This window comes from Acetobacterium wieringae (genome assembly GCF_023700225.1).
In the GTDB taxonomy this organism is placed as follows: Bacteria; Bacillota; Clostridia; order Eubacteriales; family Eubacteriaceae; genus Acetobacterium; species Acetobacterium wieringae.
This window is the reverse complement of sequence record NZ_CP097897.1, coordinates 2,024,288-2,049,618: the sequence shown is the minus strand read 5'-3', so window position 1 is coordinate 2,049,618 and position 25,331 is coordinate 2,024,288. Positions and strand designations below refer to the sequence as shown.

23 protein-coding genes and 1 riboswitch are annotated in these 25,331 nt (G+C 48.7%); of the genes, 15 read left to right on the top strand and 8 right to left on the bottom strand.

What is annotated here, in order from left to right; genetic code table 11:
- Nucleotides 1-75: 75 nt before the first annotated feature.
- The 4 genes from asrC to hcp all read right to left on the bottom strand — a co-directional run bounded on the left by asrC (nucleotide 76) and on the right by hcp (nucleotide 4,793).
- Nucleotides 76-1,044 carry a sulfite reductase subunit C gene (gene asrC / locus CHL1_RS09990; protein ID WP_070369805.1) on the bottom strand — a complete coding sequence of 323 codons (969 nt, stop codon included), beginning with the start codon at nucleotides 1,042-1,044 and terminating at the stop codon, nucleotides 76-78.
- Between the two features lie 10 nt (nucleotides 1,045-1,054).
- Nucleotides 1,055-1,852: an anaerobic sulfite reductase subunit AsrB gene (gene asrB, locus CHL1_RS09985; protein ID WP_070369806.1), complete on the bottom strand. Its 798-nt coding sequence runs from the start codon at nucleotides 1,850-1,852 to the stop codon at nucleotides 1,055-1,057.
- On the bottom strand, nucleotides 1,853-2,866 hold the full coding sequence (asrA, locus tag CHL1_RS09980; RefSeq protein WP_250932683.1) for an anaerobic sulfite reductase subunit AsrA: 1,014 nt from the start codon (nucleotides 2,864-2,866) through the stop codon (nucleotides 1,853-1,855). It lies immediately after the preceding gene.
- Between the two features lie 364 nt (nucleotides 2,867-3,230).
- Nucleotides 3,231-4,793: a hydroxylamine reductase gene (gene hcp / locus CHL1_RS09975; RefSeq protein ID WP_250932680.1), complete on the bottom strand. Its 1,563-nt coding sequence runs from the start codon at nucleotides 4,791-4,793 to the stop codon at nucleotides 3,231-3,233.
- A 383-nt stretch (nucleotides 4,794-5,176) separates the two neighbouring features.
- Between hcp and CHL1_RS09970 the strand changes: the two genes are divergently transcribed.
- Genes CHL1_RS09970 through CHL1_RS09960 form a run of 3 tightly spaced genes read left to right on the top strand, consistent with a single transcriptional unit; the run spans nucleotide 5,177 to nucleotide 7,659 of the window.
- The gene (locus tag CHL1_RS09970; protein ID WP_250932678.1) at nucleotides 5,177-7,045 is read left to right on the top strand and encodes a GAF domain-containing protein; all 1,869 of its coding nucleotides are present in this window, start codon (nucleotides 5,177-5,179) and stop codon (nucleotides 7,043-7,045) included.
- Entirely contained in the window at nucleotides 7,017-7,196 is a 180-nt protein-coding gene (locus CHL1_RS09965; protein WP_250932676.1) for a hypothetical protein, read from the top strand. Before CHL1_RS09970 ends, CHL1_RS09965 begins: the two co-directional genes overlap by 29 nt.
- Nucleotides 7,189-7,659 (top strand): HAD family hydrolase, encoded by a 471-nt coding sequence (locus CHL1_RS09960; protein ID WP_250932674.1) that lies wholly within the window; start codon nucleotides 7,189-7,191, stop codon nucleotides 7,657-7,659. Before CHL1_RS09965 ends, CHL1_RS09960 begins: the two co-directional genes overlap by 8 nt.
- A gap of 136 nt (nucleotides 7,660-7,795) precedes the next feature.
- On the opposite strand, the gene CHL1_RS09955 is transcribed toward CHL1_RS09960, so the two are convergent.
- A complete protein-coding gene (locus tag CHL1_RS09955) occupies nucleotides 7,796-8,101 on the bottom strand; it encodes a zinc ribbon domain-containing protein (protein ID WP_148636497.1) in 306 nt (101 codons plus the stop codon).
- Nucleotides 8,102-8,333: 232 nt separating this feature from the next.
- On the opposite strand from CHL1_RS09955, the gene CHL1_RS09950 reads away from it, so the two are divergent.
- The 8 genes from CHL1_RS09950 (at nucleotide 8,334) to CHL1_RS09915 (ending at nucleotide 16,898) form a co-directional block, all read left to right on the top strand.
- Nucleotides 8,334-9,194: a proline iminopeptidase-family hydrolase gene (locus CHL1_RS09950; protein ID WP_250932672.1), complete on the top strand. Its 861-nt coding sequence runs from the start codon at nucleotides 8,334-8,336 to the stop codon at nucleotides 9,192-9,194.
- A 97-nt stretch (nucleotides 9,195-9,291) separates the two neighbouring features.
- Nucleotides 9,292-9,846: a glycerol-3-phosphate responsive antiterminator gene (locus tag CHL1_RS09945; RefSeq protein ID WP_070369812.1), complete on the top strand. Its 555-nt coding sequence runs from the start codon at nucleotides 9,292-9,294 to the stop codon at nucleotides 9,844-9,846.
- A gap of 300 nt (nucleotides 9,847-10,146) precedes the next feature.
- Nucleotides 10,147-11,646, top strand: a complete 1,500-nt coding sequence (locus CHL1_RS09940) for an FGGY-family carbohydrate kinase (RefSeq protein WP_250932669.1) — start codon at nucleotides 10,147-10,149, stop codon at nucleotides 11,644-11,646.
- A gap of 245 nt (nucleotides 11,647-11,891) precedes the next feature.
- Nucleotides 11,892-12,650: an SDR family NAD(P)-dependent oxidoreductase gene (locus tag CHL1_RS09935; protein WP_250932667.1), complete on the top strand. Its 759-nt coding sequence runs from the start codon at nucleotides 11,892-11,894 to the stop codon at nucleotides 12,648-12,650.
- 223 nt (nucleotides 12,651-12,873) lie between these two features.
- Nucleotides 12,874-14,331 carry an NAD(P)/FAD-dependent oxidoreductase gene (locus CHL1_RS09930; RefSeq protein WP_148636500.1) on the top strand — a complete coding sequence of 486 codons (1,458 nt, stop codon included), beginning with the start codon at nucleotides 12,874-12,876 and terminating at the stop codon, nucleotides 14,329-14,331.
- Nucleotides 14,328-15,620, top strand: a complete 1,293-nt coding sequence (locus CHL1_RS09925) for an NAD(P)/FAD-dependent oxidoreductase (protein ID WP_250932665.1) — start codon at nucleotides 14,328-14,330, stop codon at nucleotides 15,618-15,620. The genes CHL1_RS09930 and CHL1_RS09925 overlap by 4 nt, the downstream gene beginning before the upstream one ends.
- Nucleotides 15,617-16,048: a DUF1667 domain-containing protein gene (locus tag CHL1_RS09920; RefSeq protein WP_250932663.1), complete on the top strand. Its 432-nt coding sequence runs from the start codon at nucleotides 15,617-15,619 to the stop codon at nucleotides 16,046-16,048. Before CHL1_RS09925 ends, CHL1_RS09920 begins: the two co-directional genes overlap by 4 nt.
- Nucleotides 16,038-16,898: a class II fructose-bisphosphate aldolase gene (locus CHL1_RS09915; RefSeq protein ID WP_250932661.1), complete on the top strand. Its 861-nt coding sequence runs from the start codon at nucleotides 16,038-16,040 to the stop codon at nucleotides 16,896-16,898. Before CHL1_RS09920 ends, CHL1_RS09915 begins: the two co-directional genes overlap by 11 nt.
- A 272-nt stretch (nucleotides 16,899-17,170) precedes the next feature.
- On the opposite strand, the gene CHL1_RS09910 is transcribed toward CHL1_RS09915, so the two are convergent.
- The 3 genes from CHL1_RS09910 to CHL1_RS09900 all read right to left on the bottom strand — a co-directional run bounded on the left by CHL1_RS09910 (nucleotide 17,171) and on the right by CHL1_RS09900 (nucleotide 21,439).
- Complete coding sequence (locus tag CHL1_RS09910) at nucleotides 17,171-18,436, bottom strand: stalk domain-containing protein (protein WP_250932659.1); 1,266 nt, start codon at nucleotides 18,434-18,436, stop codon at nucleotides 17,171-17,173.
- Between the two features lie 78 nt (nucleotides 18,437-18,514).
- Nucleotides 18,515-18,598, bottom strand: a riboswitch (cyclic di-GMP riboswitch).
- A gap of 76 nt (nucleotides 18,599-18,674) precedes the next feature.
- Nucleotides 18,675-20,702, bottom strand: a complete 2,028-nt coding sequence (locus tag CHL1_RS09905; RefSeq protein ID WP_250932657.1) for a sensor domain-containing diguanylate cyclase — start codon at nucleotides 20,700-20,702, stop codon at nucleotides 18,675-18,677.
- A gap of 116 nt (nucleotides 20,703-20,818) precedes the next feature.
- Nucleotides 20,819-21,439, bottom strand: a complete 621-nt coding sequence (locus CHL1_RS09900; RefSeq protein ID WP_276520497.1) for a 3'-5' exonuclease — start codon at nucleotides 21,437-21,439, stop codon at nucleotides 20,819-20,821.
- A gap of 325 nt (nucleotides 21,440-21,764) precedes the next feature.
- On the opposite strand from CHL1_RS09900, the gene CHL1_RS09895 reads away from it, so the two are divergent.
- From CHL1_RS09895 to CHL1_RS09880, 4 genes are all read left to right on the top strand, one after another.
- On the top strand, nucleotides 21,765-22,124 hold the full coding sequence (locus CHL1_RS09895; RefSeq protein WP_070369820.1) for an NADPH-dependent FMN reductase family protein: 360 nt from the start codon (nucleotides 21,765-21,767) through the stop codon (nucleotides 22,122-22,124).
- Nucleotides 22,125-22,184: 60 nt separating this feature from the next.
- The gene (locus CHL1_RS09890; RefSeq protein WP_250932655.1) at nucleotides 22,185-22,799 is read left to right on the top strand and encodes a glycosyltransferase family 1 protein; all 615 of its coding nucleotides are present in this window, start codon (nucleotides 22,185-22,187) and stop codon (nucleotides 22,797-22,799) included.
- 62 nt (nucleotides 22,800-22,861) lie between these two features.
- Nucleotides 22,862-23,431: a glycosyltransferase gene (locus CHL1_RS09885; RefSeq protein WP_250932653.1), complete on the top strand. Its 570-nt coding sequence runs from the start codon at nucleotides 22,862-22,864 to the stop codon at nucleotides 23,429-23,431.
- Nucleotides 23,409-25,331, top strand: a complete 1,923-nt coding sequence (locus CHL1_RS09880) for a PocR ligand-binding domain-containing protein (RefSeq protein WP_250932651.1) — start codon at nucleotides 23,409-23,411, stop codon at nucleotides 25,329-25,331. Before CHL1_RS09885 ends, CHL1_RS09880 begins: the two co-directional genes overlap by 23 nt.

Genomic DNA, 25,331 nt, shown 5'->3' with positions numbered 1-25,331 from the left:
TGAACTGAACCGACCCCCAAAAGTTAGACAAAAAATCTAACGATTGGAGGTCGGTTTTTGTTCGATCATTAAAAATCAGACATAGTGTATGCCGCTCCAGTAAACGGGGTTTTTGACGATGGTGCGGGAATCCAGTTCCACGCCATCCATGGCCCATTTTTTAAATTCTTCAAAACCGGTGCGGTCAATGATGTAGCCGATGTGTTCTTTGCCGCCAGGAGCATCCCGGTCGATGTAATTGGTCACAAAACTGTAGGTGTTTTTGACAATTTTGATAATCGCATCTTCGGTGGCCCAGACCAGGAAGTCTTCAGCCAGCCGCGGGTTCCGTTTGCCAGTACGGCCCATGATCACCAGTCGGTAGTAGGTTTCCGGGCTGCGGGTCCAGGCCCGGGTGGGGCAGTTGATGACACATTCGCCGCAGCCCACACATTTTTCAGTGTTGCGGACAATCCGGTAGTTTTCCACCGACAAAGCATCCACCGATTTTTTCTTGCAGGCTTTGACGCAGGCCTGACAGCCCATACAACGTTCTTTTTCATATTGGGGTTCGGTCATACCGATGATCCCAAAATCATGCATCCGGGTTTTGATGCAGTCATTGGCACAGCCGGTGAAGGCCACCTTGAAATGCAGATCGTTGGGGAAGATTTCCTTCTCCATCCGCTTGGCAAAATTGGTGGTGTTATAGGTGGCAAAAGGACAGACATTGCTGCCGATGCAGGCCGAAACATTCCGGGTACCGGCGGAGGTATAACCCTTGCCGGGGATTTCCTGATTGATTTCCAGCTTTTCGATAATCGGCTGCAGTAGGGCATTGACGGTGTCGATGTCCCCGTATTTAATCCCCGGGATTTCAAAGCCCTGACGGGTGGTTAAATGGATCTTGCCATTGCCATAGGTTTGGGCAATGTTCTGGATCAATGGTAGTAGCTCGGCGGTTAACAGTCCCCCGGGAACCCGGATTCGGGAAGCGGTTTCCCCACGAACCTTGGTGATGCGATAGGCATTCTTCTTTATCTTCTTGGTATTCAGATCTAACATAGCGCTCCTCCTAATCCTTTAAAAATTTTCCCTTGGTGTAATTAAATACCGGGCCATCCAGACAAATATAGGTATCATCAATTTTACAGTGGCCGCATTTACCGATGCCACAACACATTTTTCGTTCCTGGGAGATCCACAGGTTTTCTTCGAAAAAGCCCTTGGCCAGCAGATCACTGATGACGCATTTCATCATGACCGGTGGACCGACGACGATGCCGACGGCTTCTTTAAGGTCTTTGACCAGCAGCTCGGGAATATAATGGGTGACCAGGCCGCAATTGCCGGAATAGTCATCATCCGGGTAATCAACGGTGAGGACCACCTTGATGTTCTTTTCCCACTCTTCAAAGTCTTTCTTGAAGAGCATATCCTTGGGAGATTTAAAGCCCACCAGCAGGGTAAAGCTTTTGCAGTCGTCCGGATGGGCCGAGAAATAATCAACAATCCCTTTAACCGGGGAAAGACCGGTACCGCCGGCCACCAGCAGAATTTCTTTGCCCTTGTAGTTCTCGATATCAAAACCATTGCCATAGGGCCCCCGTAAGAACAGGGTGTCACCCACATAATTTTCAAAGATCTCATCGGTAACCTTGCCGACTTTACGGATGGTCAGATCGACGGTGCCATCACCGATGCCGCTGACTGAAATTGGTGCTTCCCCGAACTTCGGTAGGGATACCTCAAAAAACTGACCCGGTTTGACATCACCAGTGTAGGTCATCCGGAAGGTATATTCGATTTCGGTGTGTTTGATCACTTCAGTGATTTCCGAAAGAAAAGGAATATAAGGATTAAGTTCAGCCATTTAGTTTTCCTCCTTTGCGGTGTCATTGACTAGGGTGTTGAGCTTATTGATGCAATTGGCAAAAGAAATATATTCGGGACAGACATCGTCGCAGCGACCGCAGCCGATACACATATGGGTGCCGAAGCGCCGTTTATAGTCGTTGACCTTGTGCAGTACCTTAAAACGCATCCGTTGACCCTTGTCGTTTCGAAAGGCATGACCGCCGGCCATATCGGTATAACCATCGATATGACAGGATGCCCAAACCCGCCGCCGTTCGCCAGCTTTGCCGTTGTCGGTGTAGAAGATGTCCTGCATGGTGAAACAGGTACAGGTGGGACAGACAAAATTACAGCGACCGCAGGCAATGCAACGATTGCCGTAATCCTCCCAGAAGGGGTCATCAAACAGGGTCTGGGGAACCGTTTCGGGAATTGTCACCACCGTCTCATTGGCGGTGACCGAATCCGGAATGACCGAGGCTGGAGTTGCTCCAGCCAGGGCAGCATCGAGAGCATCCCAATGGCTGTTCACCAGTACGGTTTCGCCAGTTACTTTAAGATAAGCGTCATAATCATCACTGGTCTGGGTGCCCATGGACACACAGAAACAATTTTCAAAGGAGTTTTCGCAGCCCATTAGAATAAATTTGGTATTGTCCCGGAGCCGTTTGTAATAGGTGTCCACAGCACCGTTTTCCAGATAGATGGTGTCCATTCGTTTCAGACCGTGGAGATCACAGCTGCGCAAGAAAACAATGGCGCCTTTTTTTGGAGCATCTGCTTCTTTCATTTCATTTTCGGTAAAGTAAAATAGGGTTTCAGAAATGGGCAGTAAAACCTCTTTAAACGAATAGTTTGATTTTTCGGCAAATTCAATTTCAGCAAGATCGGTGATTTCACCGTAACGGATGGTGTCGATATGGACAAAGGTGCCATCGCCGACATACCGTTTGGGGGCATAGATAAGGTAGTCTTTTGACAAGTCAGCAAAAATCGTATTCATTTTCGCTGCAGTAGTTTGGTAACCCATAAACAAGTCCTCCTTCAAGTTTTTTGGTGATTGTTGCGGTAAAACTGAAGTCTGTCAAAAGTCCTTTTTAGGGGATCTTTGACAGACTTATTATTGGTTAGAAGATGTTAAAAATTGGTGAGTATTATGATGTGCAATAAGGTACCATCAGTGTGCCAAATAGTATAAGCACAGCGTTACACCAGTACCGACAATTGTTATATCATGTTGTGTGCCTCAAGGCGAACAGTTGCGGGAAATGGCTGATGGATCAGCAAAAACTGTCTGCGCAACTGTACGAATTGTGCGCATACAACAGATTAACAATTGGTCGGTACGGCAGCATCAGAAAAGCCCGATGGTACTGCTACGCTATTGCTTTAGATTAAGCTTGACCCAGACATTTTGCCATGTCAGCTTCTGGAGTCGAGATTGGTCCGATATTGTAGTTTTCAACCAGCACGTTTAATACATTTGGTGAAACAAAGGCGGGCAGTGATGGTCCCAATAAGATGTTTTTAATGCCGAGGTGCAGCAGGGTCAACAGGATACAAACCGCTTTTTGTTCGTACCAGGACAATACCATCGACAGCGGCAGTTCGTTGACGCCACAGTCGAAGGCTTCAGCCAGGGCAACCGCAACCATAATCGCTGAGTAAGCATCATTACATTGGCCCATATCCATCAGTCGTGGCAAGCCGCCGATGGTGCCCAGATCCAGGTCGTTGAAGCGGTATTTGCCACAGGCCAGGGTCAGGACAACGGTGTCGTCAGGAGTTTGTTTAACGAAATCGGTGTAGTAGTTACGGCCTGGTTTCGCACCGTCACATCCGCCAACCAGGAAGAAGTGTTTGATGGCGCCGGCTTTAACAGCGTCGATGACCTTATCCGCTACGCCCAGCACCGTACCCCGGCCAAATCCGGTCAGGACTTTAGTACCGCCATTGATTCCAGTCATGGCTTTGTCTTCCGGATATCCTCCCAGTTCCAGCGCTTTGGCAATCACAGGAGCAAAGTCTTTTTCTTTGCCAACATGGATCATTCCGGGGTATTGAACCACATCAGTGGTGAAAATACGGTCTGAATAGCTTTCTTTTACTGGCATAATGCAGTTGGTAGTGAACAGAACTGGTGCTGGAACATCAGCAAATTCTTTTTGTTGATTCTGCCATGCGGTTCCGAAGTTTCCTTTTAAGTGGGCATGTTTTTTGAGTTCTGGATAAGCATGGGCAGGTAACATTTCACCGTGGGTGTAAATATTGATGCCTTTGCCTTCGGTTTGTTCCAGTAATAATTTCAAATCATGTAAATCATGACCGGTAATGATGATAAATGGTCCTTTTTCAATGGTTAATGGCACTTCGGTGGGGACTGGGGTGCCGTAGGTTTCGGTGTTGGCTTTGTCAAGCAGCGCCATTACTTTTAAATTGATTTCTCCAGTTTTAAGCACCAGTGGTAGCAGTGTATCCATCCCTAAGTCAGAGCCTACAGCAGCTAAAGCTTCATAGAAGAAAGCATCAACGTCAGCGTCTTTGTAACCAAGTATTTCGGCATGATGAGCATAGGCCGCAACCCCTTTTATCCCTAACAGGATCAGGGTTTTTAAAGAACGGATGTCTTCGTTGTCGTCCCATAATTGGGCCATGTCATAATCTTCAGCGGTTGGATCAAGATCCGCTTTCATTTTGTCGACACAGGCGACCATCGCTTTGATGCTTTCGTCATCGAAGCTAACATTAGTAACCGTGGTAAACAGGGCTTTTTTAATACATGCATCAGTGGCTTCGGTGGCAGCCGTTTTTTGAACGGCTTTGGCCAGTCCAATACAGGCACCGACTAACTTATCCTGATCGCCGGCAACAACCGGTGTTTTACCACAGACACCGCTGACCTCACATCCAGTTCCTTTGGCCGTTTGTTCACATTGAAAACAAAACATATCTTTCATCTTTTTACCTCTCTCGTAAAATATTTTATCTGTTAACCCGAATTAACGGGAAATAACCATGCAATAGCACAACTACTTATAGTCTACCCAGAAACATTGCCTTATAACCCTTTATTCTTAAAAGCTTACAATTTTTTGTCTTTACAAACTTTAATCGTATTCATAAAAAATTCCGCAGTTTGGGTGATGGGTTTTTGGGCTATCAGTGGTAGTATCACTGACGATGACGTAATGATACTACATATCAGCTCTTTTGTCAGTTGCAAATGCAACATATATTAAAAAAAATTAAATTAATTTATGTTGAGACGAGGCAATCACGTCTTTTATTCCGAAACTGATTATGATATCATTTGACAATAAGCAATGAAAAGAGGAATATCATGAGCCTAAAAATGAGCAACCTGCTGGATGTGGAAAAATATCTGTTACTGGAACTGGTTTATTTTCATTTACCGCCGGAGCACAAAAACCGGATTAGCCATGAAGCCCCGATGAAGCTGGACGAGTATATCGACCTGGTGGAATACTGTGGTTACTCGGTGTATCCTGGCTTTATCAGCTGTTCAGCAAATGGCTATCAATATAAAAAACGCCGGCAGGCTCATTTTAAACGAATCTTTGCATCCAGTGAGAATCTTGATGACGTTGTGATAACGGGTTATGTCAATGATAATTATGGCCGCTTTGGCAACACGACTGACAAAAATAAAACCAGCTTTGTGGGCCTCGCCCTGGCTGACCAGGACAATAATGGGGCTGTAGTTTTCAGTGGCTGCGAGCAGATGTATCCCAGTAGCATTGTGTTGGACTGGGGCGGATGCCTGATTGCCTCGCTGGGTGTGGTTACTTCACACCATCATCAGGCCATGAACTTTTACGACCATTACATGGCCGGAATCCTCGGTGAACGCAATATCTTGGGACATTCCAAAGGCGGCAATCTGGCGACCTATGTTTATATCAACCGCCTTGACCAAAACACCCGGGCCTACTGTGTTAACGCCCAGCCCTACTGCTGGTATACCATGAATGATACTCAGAAGGAAGCTCTGAAGACGGACCGTTTTGAGTACATTGTTCATCAGAATGATCCCACCCGCAAGGCCAGTTATGTTTCTTATATCAGCCGGACGGCCCCCCTTAATCGCTATGCATCCCGGCGTTTTATTGATATTCACGGCTTTGCTGAGGTGAAATTTGACGAATTTGGAAATCTCGAAGGGGCCCGGGTTATCCGGGAAACCGCCAGCCAGCTGAAATCCCGGCTGTTTCATGACTATGCCGCCGAAAAGCGACTGACTCATGACGAATGCATGGCCCGCTTTCAGGAAAAACTTTCCGAAATCACCTCGCTGCCGCGGCTGTTCAGCACCACCCTGGACGAGATCCTGCTGGTCACCGAAGCCCGGGTGGCGATAATCTGGTTAAAGGATGAAGATGACCGGGGCCCTTTTATTTATCCGCTGATTATTAAGAGTCCCGGGGCGGAGGATCTCTATCAGCTGAAACTGCGGCCAGGCCAGGGGATTGCCGCCCAATCCGTTTTTGAGGGATTGCCACTGTATATCAGAGATTCCCGACATTATCGGCTGCCAGTTGCTAGTTTGAACCGGGTCTTGGGCCTGACCATCACCTCCGAGATTGCGGTGCCGCTGGGGATTGATGAAGCTGATGTATTTGGCGCCCTGGAATTGGTAAACAAGCTGGACGGGGTCTTTTCACTGGAAGATTTTGCGCTGGTCAATGAGATGACCCTGGCGATGCTGGATTTGTTTAAAAAATCTGGACAGTCGCTGGACAGTTACCGGGATTTTTCGTTGCTGCAGATCCGTAAAGGTGGCCAGCGGATCTTTGCGGTCGAAAAAAACGGTTTTAAGGAAAAAACCTTTGGCTCCCAGACTGACAAGAATGCTTTCCTAAAAAAGATATCAGGTCTGTCGTTGGAACCCAACGAACGGTTGATTTTTAACCGGATCACCTTTACCTGCGACAAACCGGAGCAGTTAAAGCGATTACGGCGGCAGGAGTATGCCGTTATCTTTGAGCACCCTCAGCTGCGGCAGGCCAGAACCCGGGTCAGCACGGTGCTGATGAGGCTATTGCTCCAGCTCCGGGAAAACCGGGTAAATCTCAGTATGGTGGCTAAAATGATGGGGCTTGATGATAAACTGAAAACCCGGATCATCGATCTCAGCGAAGCCGAATACATCCGGCTGGAGTATGGCATGGCCCGGATCCGGCGGCCCTAAACTGATCATCGTCAATCCCCCACCCCGGGGACTCAACCCCGCAGCTTATCAGGTTATGTGTAACCGACTCAAAAAAGACTGCCAAAAGAAAGCGGTGACGGTGATTGTTTTAAATGTAGATAACGAAAACAACGAGGTGAAAAATGATTAATCTGGAAATTCCTGGTCATGAGACCATGGTGGTCGAACATGTGACCTTTGATTATAATGGCACCCTGGCGGTCGATGGCTATCTGGTGGCGGGGCTCAAAGAACGGTTGGTGGCTTTGGCGGAATTGGTAGAGGTGCATATTCTCACTGCCGATACCTTTGGGTTGGTACGTGAGCAATGCGGTGATCTGCCGGTGACGATTGAGATTTTTACCTGGGACAATATTGCCCAAAAGAAAAAGGCCTTTGTTGAGGCGCTTGGCGGTGCGACCAATGTTGCCATCGGCAATGGCAACAATGATCGGGAAATGTTTGCGGTCAGTCAACTGGCGATTGTGGTGATGGGAGAAGAAGGCTGTTGTGTGAAGTCCCTGCTAGCAGCGGATATCGCTGTAAATAGCCCATTGGATGCGCTTGATTTGCTGTTGAACAAGGATCGGATCGTGGCGACCCTGCGGACTTGAACACATGATGACAAAATCCCTTATCTATTTTCAGAACCAAAACAAGACCTGAAAATACGGAGTGGCTTTTCAGGTCTGTTTGCTGTTAAGGCTTAGATCAGTGCGGTCAGACAATTGCAGCTTGCGGAAATCGCATTTAGGGACTGACTTTCTGACCGCAGTTTAAGCAGAATTTCGAGTCGGCGGCCAGGATCGTACCACAGTTGCTGCAGTGCAGGGCTTCAGTTTGTTTGAACCCGCATTCCGGGCAAAATTTGGAGTGCGAAGGAATCACCATTTTGCAGTGACTGCAAACCATGGTGTCCTGATGAACAGCAGTCTGTGACTGATTCAGGCCCGCTTTCAAGGCATCTTCATCTTCAATGAAATCTAAAATACTTCCGACGACACCATGATGGTGATCATGTCTACGATAATCATTATCATCGTATGAATGGCTCATGTTTACACCTCTATTAATTATAAAATTGATATGGCTATAATATATAATCCTTTCACGGGATTGTAAAGGCGTAGAATGAAAATGACCAAAAATACGCCATTAAGCGATGGGATTGATAGCTCAAATTGTTAGTATGATAAAAAAACGGGTAATGCGTAAGTAAAAGCCTAAAACAGCTATCAAACGCAAGACCTTTTTCCAGGATAAACACAAAATAAAATTGAGGAGAATTATGATGAGAGAAGATTATATCAATTATCAGGGCAAGAAAATCTGGTATTCCGCTTATGGCGAGTCGTTACAGCAGACGCCGCTACTGGTGGTTCATGGGGGGCCGGGATTTTTAAGTATCCCGGACGTGCTGGCTGACTTCAGTGACGAGCGGCCGGTCTATTTTTATGACCAATTGGGCTGCGGAAACTCGGACAAAGCTGATCAGCCCGATGATTATTGCCTGGAGTACTTCGTCTCCGAGCTCGATGCGGTGATTCAGGGATTGCAGCTCAGCGAGGTGATTTTATTGGGGTTGTCCTGGGGGTGTGGGCTCAGTGTTGCCTATATGCTGGATAAAAAGCTGCAGTTTGTTACTGCGCTGATTCTTTCGGCGCCCTATCTGAGCACCCCGCTGTGGGAGGAATGTGCCATCGAAAACATTTCCAACCTGCCCGAAGCGATCCAAAAGATCATCGTTGCCGCCGAAAAAAATCAGCAGTTTGGTGCCGACTATGAGATGGCCACTGGCGTTTATTACCAAAAATACCTCTGTCGCCTGGAGCCCTGGCCGGATAGCGTGATGGCATCATTTGGTAAACTGAATATGGATGTTTATCTACCGATGTGGGGCCCCAGCGAATTCACGGTTAACGGTAAACTCAAACAGTTTGACCTGATGCCCCGGCTACACGAAATCCCGGTGCCGGTGCTCTTGACCTGTGGCGACAACGATGAAGCCGGGGTCAAAATGGTGAAGGATTTTCAAATGGCCTTTCCCCAGGGGGCGATGGCGGTGATTCCCGGTGCGGCCCATCTCCATCATATTGAACAGCCGCTTATTTACAAAACGATTGTCCGGGAGTTTTTAAGCGATAAGTAGCGCCAGGAAATTATGCCACTCAATCAGGGTCGCCGCTTAAAAAAAAGTTGACGGTTTTATTCCCCTTGTGCTATGATCTAGACAATGAGGAGAGCAAATGAGTTGGATTGATTTTTCAGAATTTCAGGTGATCCCTTCGATTCGTCGCTTGGGTGATCTGGAAATTGCCCTAAACAGCGAGGCCCAGGTTATTTTACTGACCGAAGCCCATATTGCCAATCTCCAGGAGCTGGTCAAGCTGGTTCACGCTAAGGATAAAAAAGCCCTGGTTAATCTGGAATTACTGGGTGGTTTTGGCAAAGACCAGGTTGGCATGAAGCTATTAAAAAACTATTATCATGTCGATGGGGTGATGTCAACCGACAGTGGCAAGCTGGGGATGGCCAAACAATGCGGTCTGGTAACCTTTCAACGATTTTTTCTGCATGATTCACGCTCGTTTGAGACAGCCCTTAAAATCATAGATTGTTCCCGGGTTGACGGCGCTGAGCTGCTACCGGCAGTGATGGCCCTGGATTGTTATCAAAAACTGATGACGGTGGCCAAAATTCCCTTATTGGCCGGTGGTTTTATCCGTGACCGGAAGATGATGGACAAGATCAAAGGCTGCGGCTTTAAAGGTTTGACGGTTAGCGACAAGTCACTGTGGTAGGTTGGCGATGAATTTATAATAAAACAGAATAGCATGTGCCGGATGGTAATTGTGTGAGTCCTGCTTAATAAATGTGATGATATGTCGCATTTATTAAGCAGGACTTTTTTTCGTAAGCAGGGGGATGTCGGCGGTCAATGATCCCTACGAACCGATGATCGACTACGCTGTAAAGTATCAACAAAAGCGGCGGGCATCATAATGTTCGGGCAAGGGTCTGATTTTTTGGTCATTGTCAATCGCTCGAAGCGTCGAACACTAACTCGTTTAAAATTCAAAAAATACATTGGAGGTAACAAAATGGGTAAATATTTATTGGGTCTGGACAATGGCGGCACGATGATTAAGGCTGCGCTTTATGATTTAAAAGGCAATGAGGTAGCCATTTCCAGTTCTAAAACGGTGATGTACCAGCCGCAACCGGGCTTTACTGAGCGCAATGTCGAAGAAATGTGGCAGGCCAATGTCACTGCCATCAAAGGGGTGATTGCCAAAGCTGGCATTGACGGCAGTGAGATCATCGGCCTTGCGGCCACCGGTCATGGCAATGGCCTCTATCTGGTTCGGGCGGATGGTAGCCAGACGACCAACGGGATGATCTCCACCGATGTCCGGGGTCGTGAATACGTGATCAAATGGCAAAACGACGGCACCCACGACAAGATCTTACCGAAAACGATGCAGAGCGTCTTTGCCGGACAGCCGACCACGCTATTGCGCTGGTTTATTGATCATCAGCCCGAAGTGCTTGAGGAAACCCGCTGGATCTTTATGTGCAAGGACTACATCCGTTTCCGCTTAACCGGCGAAGCCTATGGGGAAATTGCCGATATGTCCGGTTCCAGCCTGATGAATGTTAGAGACGTTAAATACGATCGGGAGCTGCTTCGTGATATGGGGCTGGAAAGCATTTATGATAAATTGCCGCCACTGCGATATTCCGGCGAAGTCTGCGGCACCATCACCAAAGAAGTAGCCGCACTGACTGGTCTGGCTGAAGGCACGCCAGTGGCCGGGGGCTGCATGGATATTCATGCCTCAGCGATGGCCGTGGGGATCACTGATGAAGATAAGCTGTGCGTGGTGGCCGGCACCTGGAGCATTAACGAATATATCAGCAAGCAGCCGGTGGTCGACAAGGATCTCTTTATGACCTCCATTTATCCGATTCCGGGCTATTGGATGATCCTCGAAGGCAGCCCGACCTCGGCCAGCAATCTGGAATGGTTTTTAACTGAAATTCTCCGGGACATTGACTTAAAAGAGCAGGATGTCTATGAGTATTCCAACAATTGTGTCAACTGTGTCGCTGATGAAGATTGCGGTGTGGTTTTCCTGCCCTTTCTCTATGCCAGCAATGTCAACATTAACGCCAAGGCCTGTTTTGTTGGGCTGTCCAGCTACCACAACCGGGACAATATGCTGCGAGCCGTTTATGAAGGGATTGTCTTCAGCCATAAGTATCATATTGAAAAGTTATTGAAATATCGGAAGGCTCCCAAAAGCATCCGGATTGCTGGCGGGGTGGCCAAATCCCGGGTGTGGGTGCAGATGTTTGCCGATATTCTGCAGGTGCCCATCGAAGTCACCGAATGTACCGAGTTGGGGGCCCTGGGTGCGGCCATCTGTGCCGGAGTCGCCACTGGTGCCTACGAAAGCTTCAAGGCGGCTTCGGACGTGATGGTGGAAATTGCCTTTACGGCGGTGCCCAACCCGGATAAACGGGCGATGTACGAAAAGAAGTACAACCGCTACCTGAAGGTCATCAAGGCCCTGGATGGGATCTGGGACGAGTATTAAGATCAGTTCCGCTGAGCTTTGATGTCAGGATGATGCTAAAAGAGACAACGACGAAAACAAGTACCGACCAATTGTTAATCTGTTGTTTGCTGCGGGATCGGACAGGCTATCGCCATGTTCGCCCCGATGCAAACAACATGATGTAACAATTGTCGGTACGGTTCGTTGCTTTGTTTTAAGAATTATTCAAATAACATCAAAGCAAGTTACTGATTTGGATGGCTGAGTGAAGATTGGAGATTAAAATGGATTTGAAACTTAACGGAAAAAATGCGATCATTACCGGGGGTTCCCGGGGGGTGGGCCGGGCGATTGCTCTGGGCTTGGCGGCGGAAGGGGTTAATGTGGTAGTCACAGCCCGGAAATCGTCGAAAGAATTATTGGAAGTGGTGGAAGAAGCCAAATCGATGGGGGTAAAAGCCTATCCTTTGGGGGCAAATATGAATAATGCCGATGATGTCCAGGTGATGATGAAGGAGGCCGAAGCACTGTTGGGGGATCTGGATATTCTGATCAACAACGCCGGGATCTGGCTGACCGGCTGGATTAAGGATATTCCCTTATCGGATTGGGAAGAGACCATGGATGTCAATCTGACAGCACCCTTTCTGACCTCTCAGTATTTTGCTAAAATCAATCTGGCCAGGCAGCGGCCCGGGCGGATCATCAACATTAATTCCCAGGCGGCCTTTAACGGTTCCACCACCGGCCATGCTCATTACGCTGCCAGCAAAGCCGGGATGGTGGCCCTGACCATTTCGATGGCCCGGGAACTATCGTCCTATGGGATTACTGTTAACGGCATCGCCCTGGGGGTGGTGTATACCGACATGATCCGGGATAAGATTGCCGCTAACCCCGGCTATTACGAAAGTCGGATTCCCATCGGGCGGGTCGCCCAGCCGGAAGATATCGCCAATATCGTCGTCTTTATGGCCTCCGAACCGGCGTCTTACCTCACTGGTACTACCATCGACGCCACTGGCGGAATGTTGATGCGGTAGCCATTATCTGCGGATGGGCGAACACGGTTCGCCCCTACGAACCAGAATTTGCAGTGACGTAAAAAACTCACCAGCTGCGTTACGCATTATCTTGTAGGGGCGAATAGTATTCGCCCGAAACGTTGATCACCAACCAAATGAATGCGGTTGGGTACAACCCGCCGCTACGAACCAAAATAAACAACGGCACAAAATACTCACACCACTAACGAAAGGAAATCACATGAATCATTATGACATCATCATCATTGGCGGCGGTATTACCGGTACCGCCATTGCCCATGAGTGTTCAAAATATCAATTGACGGCAGCGCTGCTGGAGCGGGGCACCGATATCGGGATCGGGGCCACCAAAGGAAATGGCGGGGTGGTTCACCCGGGTTATGATCCCACCCCAGGGAGTCTGAAAGCGAAGATCAATGTCCGGGGCGCCAACCGCTATCCGCAGCTGGCCCGGGACCTGAACTTTGGCATCATCAATCCGGGAATCTTTGTGATCGGCTTTAGTGATGCCGATGAGGCGGTGCTAAAACACAAACTGGATTTCGGCATCAAAAACGGGGTTAAAGATCTGGCGATTATTGATGCCGTGCAGATGCGCAACCGTGAGCCCCAGCTGGCCACCACTGCCAGACATGCGCTCTACGCCCCGACGGCTACTGTGGTTGATCCGTTTGAGGTGGCCATTGCTTTTGCTGAAAATGCCAAAGCCAACGGCGTCGAGATTCTGACCAGTCAGCCAGTTACCGCCATTAAAAAAAGAACGGACGGCAATTTTCTGCTGAACACCCCCGATCAGCAATTTACCTGTACTTATATCGTCAACGCCGCCGGTAATCATGCCGATGATGTGGCCAGGCTGGCCGGGATCGCTGAATACCAGATGAAACCCCGCCATGGCGATTTGCTGGTGTTGGATAAGGACATGGTTAATAAGCCCAAAACGGTGATGTTTCCCTGTCCCGGGCCGGACACCAAGGGGATTGCCTGCATACCTACGGTGCATGGTAACACCATCGTTGGTTCCACGGCCACGATGTTGGATGACAAGGAAGCCGTCAACAATTATGCGCCGGGGATTCAGGCTCTGATTGACGGGGTTCACAAGATTTTGCCAGAACTCGACGCCGCTAAGATCATCCGCACCTTTGCCGGGTTGCGGCCGGTGGTGCTGGACAACAACAATGATTTTTACATTGCCGAATCCCCGACGGTTAAAGGTTTTATCCATGCGGCTGGAATTCAGTCTCCGGGGGTGGCCTCGGCCCCGGCGATTGCCGAGCTAGTTCGGGATCTGCTGGATAATGCCGGGTTGGAAATGGTGCCTAAAGCGGATTATAATCCCTATCGGGAGAAACTGACGGTTTTTACGGAGCTGTCGCTTGCTGAACAGGATGCGCTAATTAATGAGCATCCCGCCTATGGTCGGATTGTTTGCCGCTGTGAAACGGTAACCGAGGGTGAAATCATCGCTGCCATCCATGGGGCGATTCCGGCCCACACCCTGGATGCGATTAAGCGCCGGACCCGGGCGGGGATGGGCCGTTGTCAGGGTGGTTTCTGCCAGTATAAGGTGATTGCGATTCTGGCCCGGGAGCTGGGCCTGTCGGCGGATGCCATCTGTCTTGAAGATGCCGGCTCGCAACTGCTTTGCGGGGCAGTCAAGGGAGGTGCGAAATGAAACAGTTAGACTACGACGTGGTCGTCATCGGCGGCGGCCCGGCCGGCATGGCGGCAGCTCTGAAAGCCAACGAAAAGGGCGCCACCGTGGCGATTATCGAACGCAACGACGAGTTGGGGGGGATTCTCAATCAGTGTATTCACAGCGGTTTTGGCCTCAGTTATTTCAAGCAGGAGTTAACCGGCCCGGAATACGCCGATCTGTTTATTAACCGGGTGAAGGATAGCGATATTGATGTTTATCTGAACACCATGGTTATCGATTTAGCACCAGACCACCGGATCACCGCAGTCAATCAAGACGGCATGCTGGTTCTGGCAGCCGGGGCGATTGTGCTGGCAATGGGCTGTCGCGAACGAACCCGGGGGGCGATTAAGATTCCCGGCTCCCGACCGGCCGGAGTGCTGACCGCCGGGCTGGCCCAGCGTTATGTCAACATTGAAAACCGCAAACCAGGCGAACGCATTGTTATTCTCGGTTCCGGCGACATCGGCCTGATCATGGCCCGACGGCTGACCCTGGAAGGGATGCAGGTGCTGGGGGTTTACGAGTTGATGCCCTATGCCAACGGGCTATACCGGAACATCAAAAATTGCCTCGACGATTTTGATATCCCCCTGCATCTGTCAACCACGGTAACAAATATCATCGGCTACCCGCATCTGGAAGCAGTCGAGGTGGCTAAGGTTGATGAGAACTTTGCGGTGATTGACGAGACCCGGGAAGTGATTGCCTGTGATACCCTGTTGCTGTCGATTGGTCTGATTCCCGAGAATGAGCTGTCGCAAAATTCCGGAGTCAGCCTCAATCCCCGGACCAACGGTCCGCTGGTTGATGAAGAGCTGGCCACCGACCAACCGGGAATCTTTGCCTGTGGCAATGTTCTCCACGTTCACGATCTGGTCGACAATGTGACCCTGGAAGCTGAACAGGCCGGAACCGCTGCCGCAGTCTATGCGTTAGAGCAAAAGGCGGCGGTCAGCGAAAACAGGCCGGCCGAAAATAAAGCAACGATCACAATCAGTCCCGGCGAAAATGTCGGCTATACCGTACCGGCCAAGCTGACCATTCCGCCACAAAAGCCAATCCGGATTTTATTCCGGGTCCGAACACCTCTGGATCAGGCTGCAGTCGTGATTCACACCGGTACAGAAATCTTTTACCAGGGTAAAGTCCAGGCCTATAAACCCAGTGTGATGGAGGCAGTAGCCTTGCATCCGGAAGAACTCAACCGTCTAAACGAGTCCGACGAACCCATCACCGTATCAGTTCGAGAGGTAAAAAAATGAGACAGAAAAACATGAAACAGCAAGAAAAAATGATTAAAGAATCCGATAAAACAGCGATCAAAGTTTGCTGTACCACCTGTCCTCAGGAATGTGTGATCACGGTTTCTCTAACAGATGGGGTAATCGACAGGGTAGAGGGACAAGGCTGTAAACGGGGCAAAAAATTTGCCGAAAAAGAGTTAACAAACCCGGAAAGAACTTTAACCACTACGATACTGGTGGAATATGGAGACAAGGTTTATCTACTGCCAGTCAAAACGGCTGACCCGATTCCTAAAAAAGATCTGGCGATGGCCATGAATGTCATCCGCAAAGCCAGACTCATCGGGCCTTGTCAGATGGGGGATGTGGTCATCTCAAACATCTGCGGTACCGGGGTGGATGTGGTGGCCTGCCGGAGTATTAAGGAGGAGAATCATGCGTGTTAATCTGACGACGATTTTAAAGCAGGCTCAGGCTGACGGAACAGGGGTGGGAGCTTTTAACACCCCTAATCTGGAAAGCGTCCGGGCGGTGATCGCAGCGGCCGAAGCCGCAAACCAGCCAGTGATCATCATGCATGCCCAGATCCATGAAAGCCTGATTCCCCTGGAAGTCATCGGCCCGGTGATGATCCGGCTGGCCGACCAGGCCCGGGTGGATGTCTGTGTCCATCTCGATCACGGTGAAGACCTGGGCTATCTGCTTCATGCCATGAAAATGGGTTTCACCTCGGTGATGTATGACGGGTCAAGACTGCCCTATGCAGAAAATTTGAGCAACACCCGGGAAATTGTCCGGGTGGCCCATTATCTCGGCGTTTCGGTGGAAGCTGAGTTGGGCCGGGTATTGCGGCCGGAAGGTGGCGGGGCTGCTGATCCCGAAGAAAAAGAGCTGACTCCGGCAGCATGCTACACCGATCCCGAGCAGGCCAGCGACTTTGTAGAGGCTACCGGAGTGGATGCCCTGGCGATTGCCTTTGGTACCGCCCACGGTCTTTACGAGGCCGAACCCTGTCTCGATTTTGAGCGGATCGCCGCCATTCATCAGCAGGTGGATGTCCCATTGGTGATGCACGGCGGTTCGGGAGTCAGTGATAGCGACTTCCGCCAGGCCATTGCTGCCGGGATCACCAAAATCAATTATTTTACCTACATGTCGCTGGCTGGGGGGCAGGCTGTCAAAACCTGGTTTGAACAGCAGCCCGGCCAGGTGCTGCGCTTTGATGAGATTGCGGAGATTGGCCAGGCGGCCATGCAGGCCGATGTGATCCGGGCTATCAAGGTGTTTCAGGGTTAACGCAATCATCTAAAGACTTGGTGGTGAATAATAATAAAAAAATCATTTGGTGTAAATAGCGCAGTTAAAAAAAAAACGGTAAGCTCCCATCAAATGGTTTTTTATTGTAGCGAATATTATTACCCTCAAAAAGGATTCAAATACGATCGAAAAATTACACAAAAAAAGGCCAACCTGAACTGAGTGCTCAGGCTGGCAAAAGAAGAAGAAAATTTATCTCAGCAAAATTGCTTTTGCCAGATATCTTGATTCAGAATAGATGATTAAATGAATTAAACAACCGGTTCCAATTCCGGGACAACGGGGTCGGGAGTCAGTTCAATGACCGGGATTTCAGCGGCCGGATCGGTGCTGCCATCGTCAACCGGGGTTTCGGTGACTGGATCGGTGGTGCCATCGTCAACCGGGGTTTCGGTGGCTGGATCGGTGGTGCCGTCGTCAACTGGGGTTTCGGTGACCGGATCGGTGGTGCCATCGTCAACTGGGGTTTCGGTGACTGGATCGGTGGTGCAATCGTCAACTGGGGTTTCGGTGGCGGGATCGGTGCTGCCGTCATCGACAGGCGTTTCAGTCGCCGGATCATCGACATCGACGATACCGGTGTCGCTGTCGTAACTGACATCAAGATTCAGGATTTCTGCCAGCAGATCGAGGGGAATAAAGGTACGACCGCAGGTAACCTGAACCCGGTCGGTGATATCCACCGGGGTGCCATCGATAGTGGCGGTGATGCCAGCCGCGGTGATTTCGATCACGGCCGTGTCTTTGGTGATGGTCAGGGTTTTGGTTTCTTCATTAAAGACTACCTCGGCTTCCAATTTTTCAGTGATGGCCTTAACTGGAACCATAATGTCACCGCCTTTGATGTAAGCGGGCGCATCAAATTTAATCAGCTGATTGTTAATGGTAACACTGCCGGCATCCAGGGCTTTGGCATCTTCCATCATCTTTTCAATCAGAGCCGAAACATTTTCAAACTGGGCCAGTTCTTCATCGCTATACATGGTTTTCACCACCATATAGCGCTGATTGATGATCGCTTTGATTTGTGATTGGAGTCCCGCCAGTTCGCTTTGGAGACTGTCCAGCTCGGCTTGCAGGGCTTCGGCTCCGGCCGTGTCGCCAGCTGCCAGCAGATCGGCCAGTTCGGCTTCGAGGGCTTCTTTTTCTTCAGCTAAAAGACTTTTCTGTTGGGTCAGTTCTTTTTTCTTTTCGTTCAGTTCCTGTTTGAAGACTTGTTGCGGTTTGGCCGGTTTTTTACCGGGTTTGCTGACTTCCGGGGAGGTTACTGCTTCAGTGGTCCCATCTTCAACGGGTTCAGTGACCGGATCAGTCACAGTCGGTTCGCTGCTGTCAGGGGTGCCAGTTTCAACCGGAACCACCACCGGTTCAGGAACCGGAGCGGGAGCAACGACGACATCCTTTTTAGGGGACGCATTGCCATTGCTTTTGTCTGAATTCTTTGGGGCAGCCAAAGCCGTTGCTGGGGTGGAAAGGGCCAGTGCCAGGACCAAAACGAGAAACAATCTTTTTTTCATAAAAGACTCCTTTCAATTGATCTCCATTAAAAAAACTGTATGCCTAAAAAGGCATACAGTTAAAGACCCTGCGCCCTCTTCGGCAACCCGGCTGTCGTAGCAAAATGCCTTAGACCCGTGGCTTTGCGTCCCTGACTTTCACCAGGTTTGCCATTATCGGAGATATTTGATTTTATTATAAATCAGATCGCAAGCGATTGCAAGGGATAATTCAATGTTTTGAATATAGTTAATTTGATTAAGATTTTTCGGTCCGCAAAATGGTGTTGCGGCCCTGTTTTTTAGCCTGATAGAGGAGCCGGTCGGCCGTTTCGATCAGCTCGCTGACACTGTTGTGATCCCACTCGGCAATTCCGCCGCTGATGGTCAGCTCGATGCGATCGTGGTAGAAACGGGTATCTTTGATTTTGATCCGGATCCGCTGGGCAATCTGGTAGCCCTCGTTGAGGGTGGTGTCCGGCATCACAATTAGGAACTCTTCGCCGCCATAGCGGCCCAGAAAATCGCTTTTGCGGAGGTTATCCATGATGATCTGGACAGTTTCCACCAGTACCGTATCACCAGCCTGATGGCCAAAGCGGTCGTTGACGGATTTAAAATGATCAAGGTCGATCATCATCACCGAAAAGGTCGAATAAAGTAATGGGGTATTGGCATGGATATCCTCCAGAATGTTAAAGATACAGCCCCGGTTGCAGGCTCCGGTGAGGGCATCGATGGTGGATTGCGTAAGCAGAATCGACTCCTGCTTTTTCAAAAACAGGTTGGATTCTTCCAGTTTTTTTAAGATCTGCTTGGTTTTACTGATGTCTTTTGCGTTTAAGATATAGCCGAGGATTTGCCCATCCTCGCTGCGGTAGGCAGAAATCGAGGCGATTACGGTGGTTTTCTGATGGTTGTCTTTAATCATGGTGCCTTCGATGTTTTCCAGGCGGGGGTTTAAAATCAACTTTGCCTGCAAATCACGCAGGCTGCTACTGCCGTCAAAGATGGTGTCAATCGGGCTACCGACGATTTGGCCACAGTGCTTGCCCAGAAACAGCCTAGTATATTGATTGATCCGGAGGATTTTAAGATCACTATCCATAATAATCAGAATATCACCGACCGAATCGATGACGTTTTCCAGGTAGGTTTTGGTAACCAGGGTCGACTGCAGCTTGGCCGACAGCTCATTAAAGGACTGGGTCAGCTGGCCCAGTTCGTTGCTGCCGGAAACCGGCATGAAAAAATCCAGGTTGGTGCCGGAGACCCCTTTAATCCGGTTGGTCAGGCGGATCAAAGGCTCGGTGATGGAGCGGGTCACCAGGAAATAGATCAGCAGCAGGCTAAAGACGGTGTAAGTCAGAAAGACCAGCAGGGTGGCCATCCGGGTGCCATTGATCTGGCGGATAATATCGTCATACTGATAACGGATGGCAATGACCTTCTGGGAATCGTTCATGCCGCCGGGGAAGGTGTTGACATAAATGTATTCCTGATCAAGCAGGCCCAGGTCGCCCGTGATGATCTGGTCGGTGCCATTACTGATGACGGTATCAATCATGGCGATCCGGGCCGGGTCGGTTTCGGTTTGACCGCTACCCAGCATGATGTGGTTTTTGTCATAGACCGTGATGTCAGCAATAAAGGGGTTATTGTCCTGTACAGTTTTTTCCATATCGGTGTAGTTGAGCTGGGTAATAAATTGTGACAGCGAGCCGGGCGAAATGCCCACCTCTAGCACATAACGATGGTCGGCGGTGGGGATATACCCCCACTTGCGCAGCTCCCCGGTGACTAAATCGGTGGTGACATGGGAGATTTCCGGATCATGCCTCTGGCGCAGTTCGGTGAGAGTCTTAAAAAAATCCGGTACCGTTTTAAAATCAATGCCCAGGGCCGAGGGGAAGGTAGTCCGGATGATGACTCCGTTTTCATCAATAATATACAGATCCAGATTATTATGGTAACGCGCTTTGATGGCGTCCAGATCGATGGCCGAGACATTGCCCTTTTGCGTCTCATATTCGGCATTAAACAGCTGGAGACTCTCGGCCATCATCTCATCATAATAGGTGGATACCAGCTCGTAGCTTTTTTCAGTGCTGATAATGGTATCAATGATGTTGATCCGGGTCTGGTTGATGGCCAGCTGGGTATTATTCAGAATGCCGTTGCGGATGCTGTTGTAGTTGATCATCACAAAGAGAAAATAAAGGGGTGTAATGATCGCAACCAGGACGATCATCATTGAGTATTTAATGGAAAGATTGCGAAATTTCATAAATTCCTTCCTTTCATGATCGAGACATCCAGAAAATGCCGTGGTGCTGATTAAAAAAGGGCGGCGGTGCCAAAGCAGCCGTCGCCCTTATTGAGGGGAAAATAGAAAGTTGGCAATCACAGCGAAATCCGGGCAAACTGATCCCTGCTGGTGGTCAGATGCTGGCATTTCTTTTTATAGGGGGAATGTTTGTGATTAAACTCCCTGGCCAGGATCAGGGTATTGAGTTCATCCACACAGGTCAGAGAACCCTGATGATATTTCAGGGACTGATAAAGATTATTGCTGACTAGACAGTCGGATAGAGCCCGGTGGGCATTTGTGTTCTGAATGGCGCATTTTTCACACAGTGAGGTCAGTTGGGAATTGAGAACCGAACGCTGCCGTTCCCTAAACAACTCCCGGATGTCGATAAAATCATTGGTCAGATCATGATTGATGTAAAGCTTACAGTGATCATACAAAAAATTGACGTCGGCATTGACCTTATGGCCAATTAAAATAAGGTCGCCGATAAACGCAGTAAAGGCGGAAAGCACTTCTGCAATGGGGGCCGCATCGGCCAGCATGTTATTGGTGATTCCCGTCAGGCTGGTGATATAGGAACTGATGGGGTTGCGGGGTTTACAAAGCATCTGAAAAACCGAAACGATTTTATTGTCCCGTACCTTGACGGCGCCGATTTCGATGATTTCGCAGTTGTGGGGACTGAATCCGGTGGTTTCGATGTCAATGATGACATAATTATCGGGAAAGTCAATCAGGCTGTTGCCTTTTTTTCTCTCAGGGTTCCATATTTATTCATTGGTATTCTCCTAACAAGTTACGGTGAAAGTGATTTGTTTATTTTGTTATATTTATAACCAATCAAAGTACAAATAATCAGCACTGTCACCAAAAATTATAAAAAATTGTGAAATGATAAAAAAATTTGCCCAGAGGTATCGCTTTAAAAATATTTTTGAGAAAAAATAACAGGATGGGGTATACAACGAGCAAGCCGGTTGGCCTTGTCGCAGCATCAAAACTGAGGCTAGTTTACGATCAAATGGGGGAAGAAAGATGGAGATTGTAATGGTACACGGATACTTTTTACGAGGTACCGGCAGTAACCTCTTTGTCGCAAATACCTGTCGGGAATTGTGTAAGCTGGGGCATCAGGTAAAGTTGTTCTGTCAGGAAGAAAAGCCCCAGTTGTTTGACTTTATCGAAACCGCCTGGGACTTTGATCGCCACAACCACAATATTACAATAGTTTATCAACAAGCGACCCCCTATCCGGGGAAATGTCAGTTGTATCGACCCAATCTGAATGGTTTTTTACCAGTCTATGTTTATGACAATTACCCGGGTTATGTGGTAAAAACCTATTCTGACTGTACCCCAGCAGAAATTGAAGCCTATATTGAAGATAACCGTTGAGCGCTGGATGCTGTCGTCGACCCGGGGCGCACCGCTCTGGTCTTAAGCAACCATAGCATTATGCAGCCGGTTTATGTAGCCCGGAGTCGACTGGGCCACTGCCGCCACGTGATGACCGTTCACGGTAGCTGTTTGAATTTTTCGGTGCGCCACAGTCTCTTGTTAAAGGAATACGCCCGGGAAGCTCTGGCCAATGCCGAGTGGGTAGTTTTTATCAGTCAGTATTCCAGACTGGAGTTTCTGGCGTTTTTTGACAATGACCCAAGTCTTTACGCAAAATCGCTGGTGATTCCGGGCGGGGTGGATCTGAAGAATTTTATCAGTTTAAATGATAGCAGTGAGAAACAGGCCGAGATCGATGGTCTGCTGGCCAGGCTGGCAGCGCCCCCCTTGATCGCTGGACAGCCCTCAGCTGCGACGGCGCTCTTGCAGACCGATGAAGACGTCGTTCGTAAGCTGGGTCGGATTGACTTTACGGATGAAAAAATCATCTTATATTATGGCAAGTATTTGTGGACAAAAGGGGTACAGTTACTGATTGCGGCAGCGCCGCTGATGCTGATGAAAAATCACCGACTGCGAATCATTCTGGTAGGCTTTGGGTCATCCCGGGATTATTTTGAAACTCTGATAAAGGCTCTGGATCAGGGGGATCTGGCACCTTTATCACACTAATCAGGAAACCGGACAGTGTCGATGCCACCATTGCTGCCGATGCTTCCGTTTATTTTGAAGCATTGTTAAATAAATTGAATGACCCGGATTTTGCCAGCGCTTATCTAGCAGCCGCCACCGGAGCCATCCGGGAAGCGATTGTTTTCACCGGCTATCTTGATCATCAACATTTAAAAAGCCTGATTGCCTGTTGCAAAATTACCGTAGCTCCATCAATTTTTCCCGAGGCATTTGGGTTGGTGGCCGTTGAAGCACTGGCATCAGGGATCATCCCGGTGCTGACCAACCACAGTGGTTTTGCCGAAGTGATCAGCATCTATCGCCAGATTTTTGGAGACATTTTTGACCAGGGCGAAGCCGATGGGGCTTTTAGGCCGCCAGCACTTGATAGTGAGCTGGTTTTTGACCTAGCAGGGTCGCTAAATTATCTGCTTAACTATTATGCGGGGCTCAGCAACAGTGCCCGACAGGAAGTCCGCAACCGGGCCCGGAAAATTTGTGTTGACAACTACACCTGGGAAGCCGTGGTGCAGCGCTACCTTCGTTGTAGTAACGGAGGTAGCGCTGTTGATCTCGGCCAGAATTGGATGCCGCCAAAAGGAGAATGTGATGGAACAAAACACAATCAATGACAAGATCATGATGGTCAATGCCCAGGGGATTGTCCTGGGTGCCAGCGCCGCCTGTGCCGAATTTCTTGAGCAGAAGCTTGAGCAACTAAACGGCATTTATATTTTAGATCTGAATTTCGGCCTAACCTTAACCCAATTTTTGGCATATTTTGAAAAGATAAAAAAGGACCATCACTTTGCTTTCAAAACTTATTTTACCAATCAGGCTAACCACATGATTCATATCGACGTGCGGGGAATTTATGTGGATTCTCAGGAGTTGGTGCTACTAAACATCAGTGCAGGTGTTCCGGAAGAAACAAAAAATTATTTCAGCGATCCCAAAAAGCTGCTGATGGAATTCCCGACTACCGCTGTTGAATTGAGTCTGGGTGATGTGATGGACGCCACCCTGTTCCAGAATATCATGGACTATTTTTACGAACTGACCGGGATCCCGGTGGGGATTATTGATATGAATGGCAATATCATTGTCAAAGAAGGATGGCAGGATATCTGTGTCAACTTTCATCGGCTTAATCCGGCTTCCTGTAAAAACTGCCTGGAAAGTGATTTTGAAATAACCAAAGGAATCGAAGTGGGTGAATACCGGAGCTATAAGTGTAAAAATAACCTTTGGGACATTGCCACCCCGATTTATCTGGGAAATCAGCGGATGGGGCATATTTACCTGGGTCAGTTTTTTTACACTGATGAATCCATCGATTACGACTATTTTCAAAATCAAGCCAGAGAATTTGGATTTGATGAGGAAGCTTATATGGCGGCATTGGAGCGGGTTCCACGCTTTAGTCATCGACAGGTGGAAACCGCTATGAAGTTTTATACCAAGATGGCCAGTTACATCTCGCAATTGAGTTTTACCAACATCAAGATCCATCAAACCATGATTGAACTGTATAATGTCATGAATTTTCAAAATGCTCTAATGGATGCGGTACCTTCACCGATTTTTTACAAGAATAAAGATCTGGTCTATCTTGGTGGCAACAAAACCTTCGAAGAGGCGATTGGTTTGGCGCCATCGGATTATATCGGTAAAACGGTGTTTGATATTTCGTCCCGGGAATTGGCAGAGGCTTATCATCAGGCCGATGTCGAACTGTTGAAGACTAAAAAACCTCAGGTTTATGATTTCCAAATCGTGTCCTCGACTGGCAAAAATAAAAGTGTTATTTTTAACAAATCTATCTTTACTGACCAGGCTGGTGAAGTGGCGGGGATCATCGGTGTTATTCAGGACATTACCGAGATGAAACAGGCTCAGGAATATCTACAGAAGGTGAATGAAGAAATAATTGATACCCAGAAAGAAGTCATTTATACTCTGGGTGAGATCATCGAGACCCGTTCTCAGGAGGCTGCCAAGCATGTGGTGCGGGTAGCGGAATACTCACATCTGATCGGGCTTAAGTATGGCTTGAATCAGGAAGACGCTATGCTGTTAAAAATCGCAGCACCGATGCATGACATTGGCAAAATCGGGATACCGGATCATATTCTCAACAAACCGGGCCCCTTGACCCGGGAAGAGTTCGATTGTATTAAAACCCACACGACCATCGGCTATAATATTATGAAAAAATCAAGCCACAAAATTTTAAAAATAGCTGGGATCATTGCCTTAAGCCATCATGAACGCTGGGATGGCACCGGTTATCCCCAGGGAATAGCCGGGGAGCAGATCAATGTGTTCAGTCGCATCGTATCGGTAGCCGATGTTTTTGATGCCGTTTCTCACAAGCGCTGCTATAAGGAGGCCTGGCCGTTGGATCAGGTAAGACACTATCTGGTGGAGCAATGCGGGAAGATGTTTGATCCTCGGGTAATCACCTTGTTTCTTGACAACTGGGAAGAAATTTTAATGATACGTTCCGAGTATTCCGATGCAAGTAGCTAG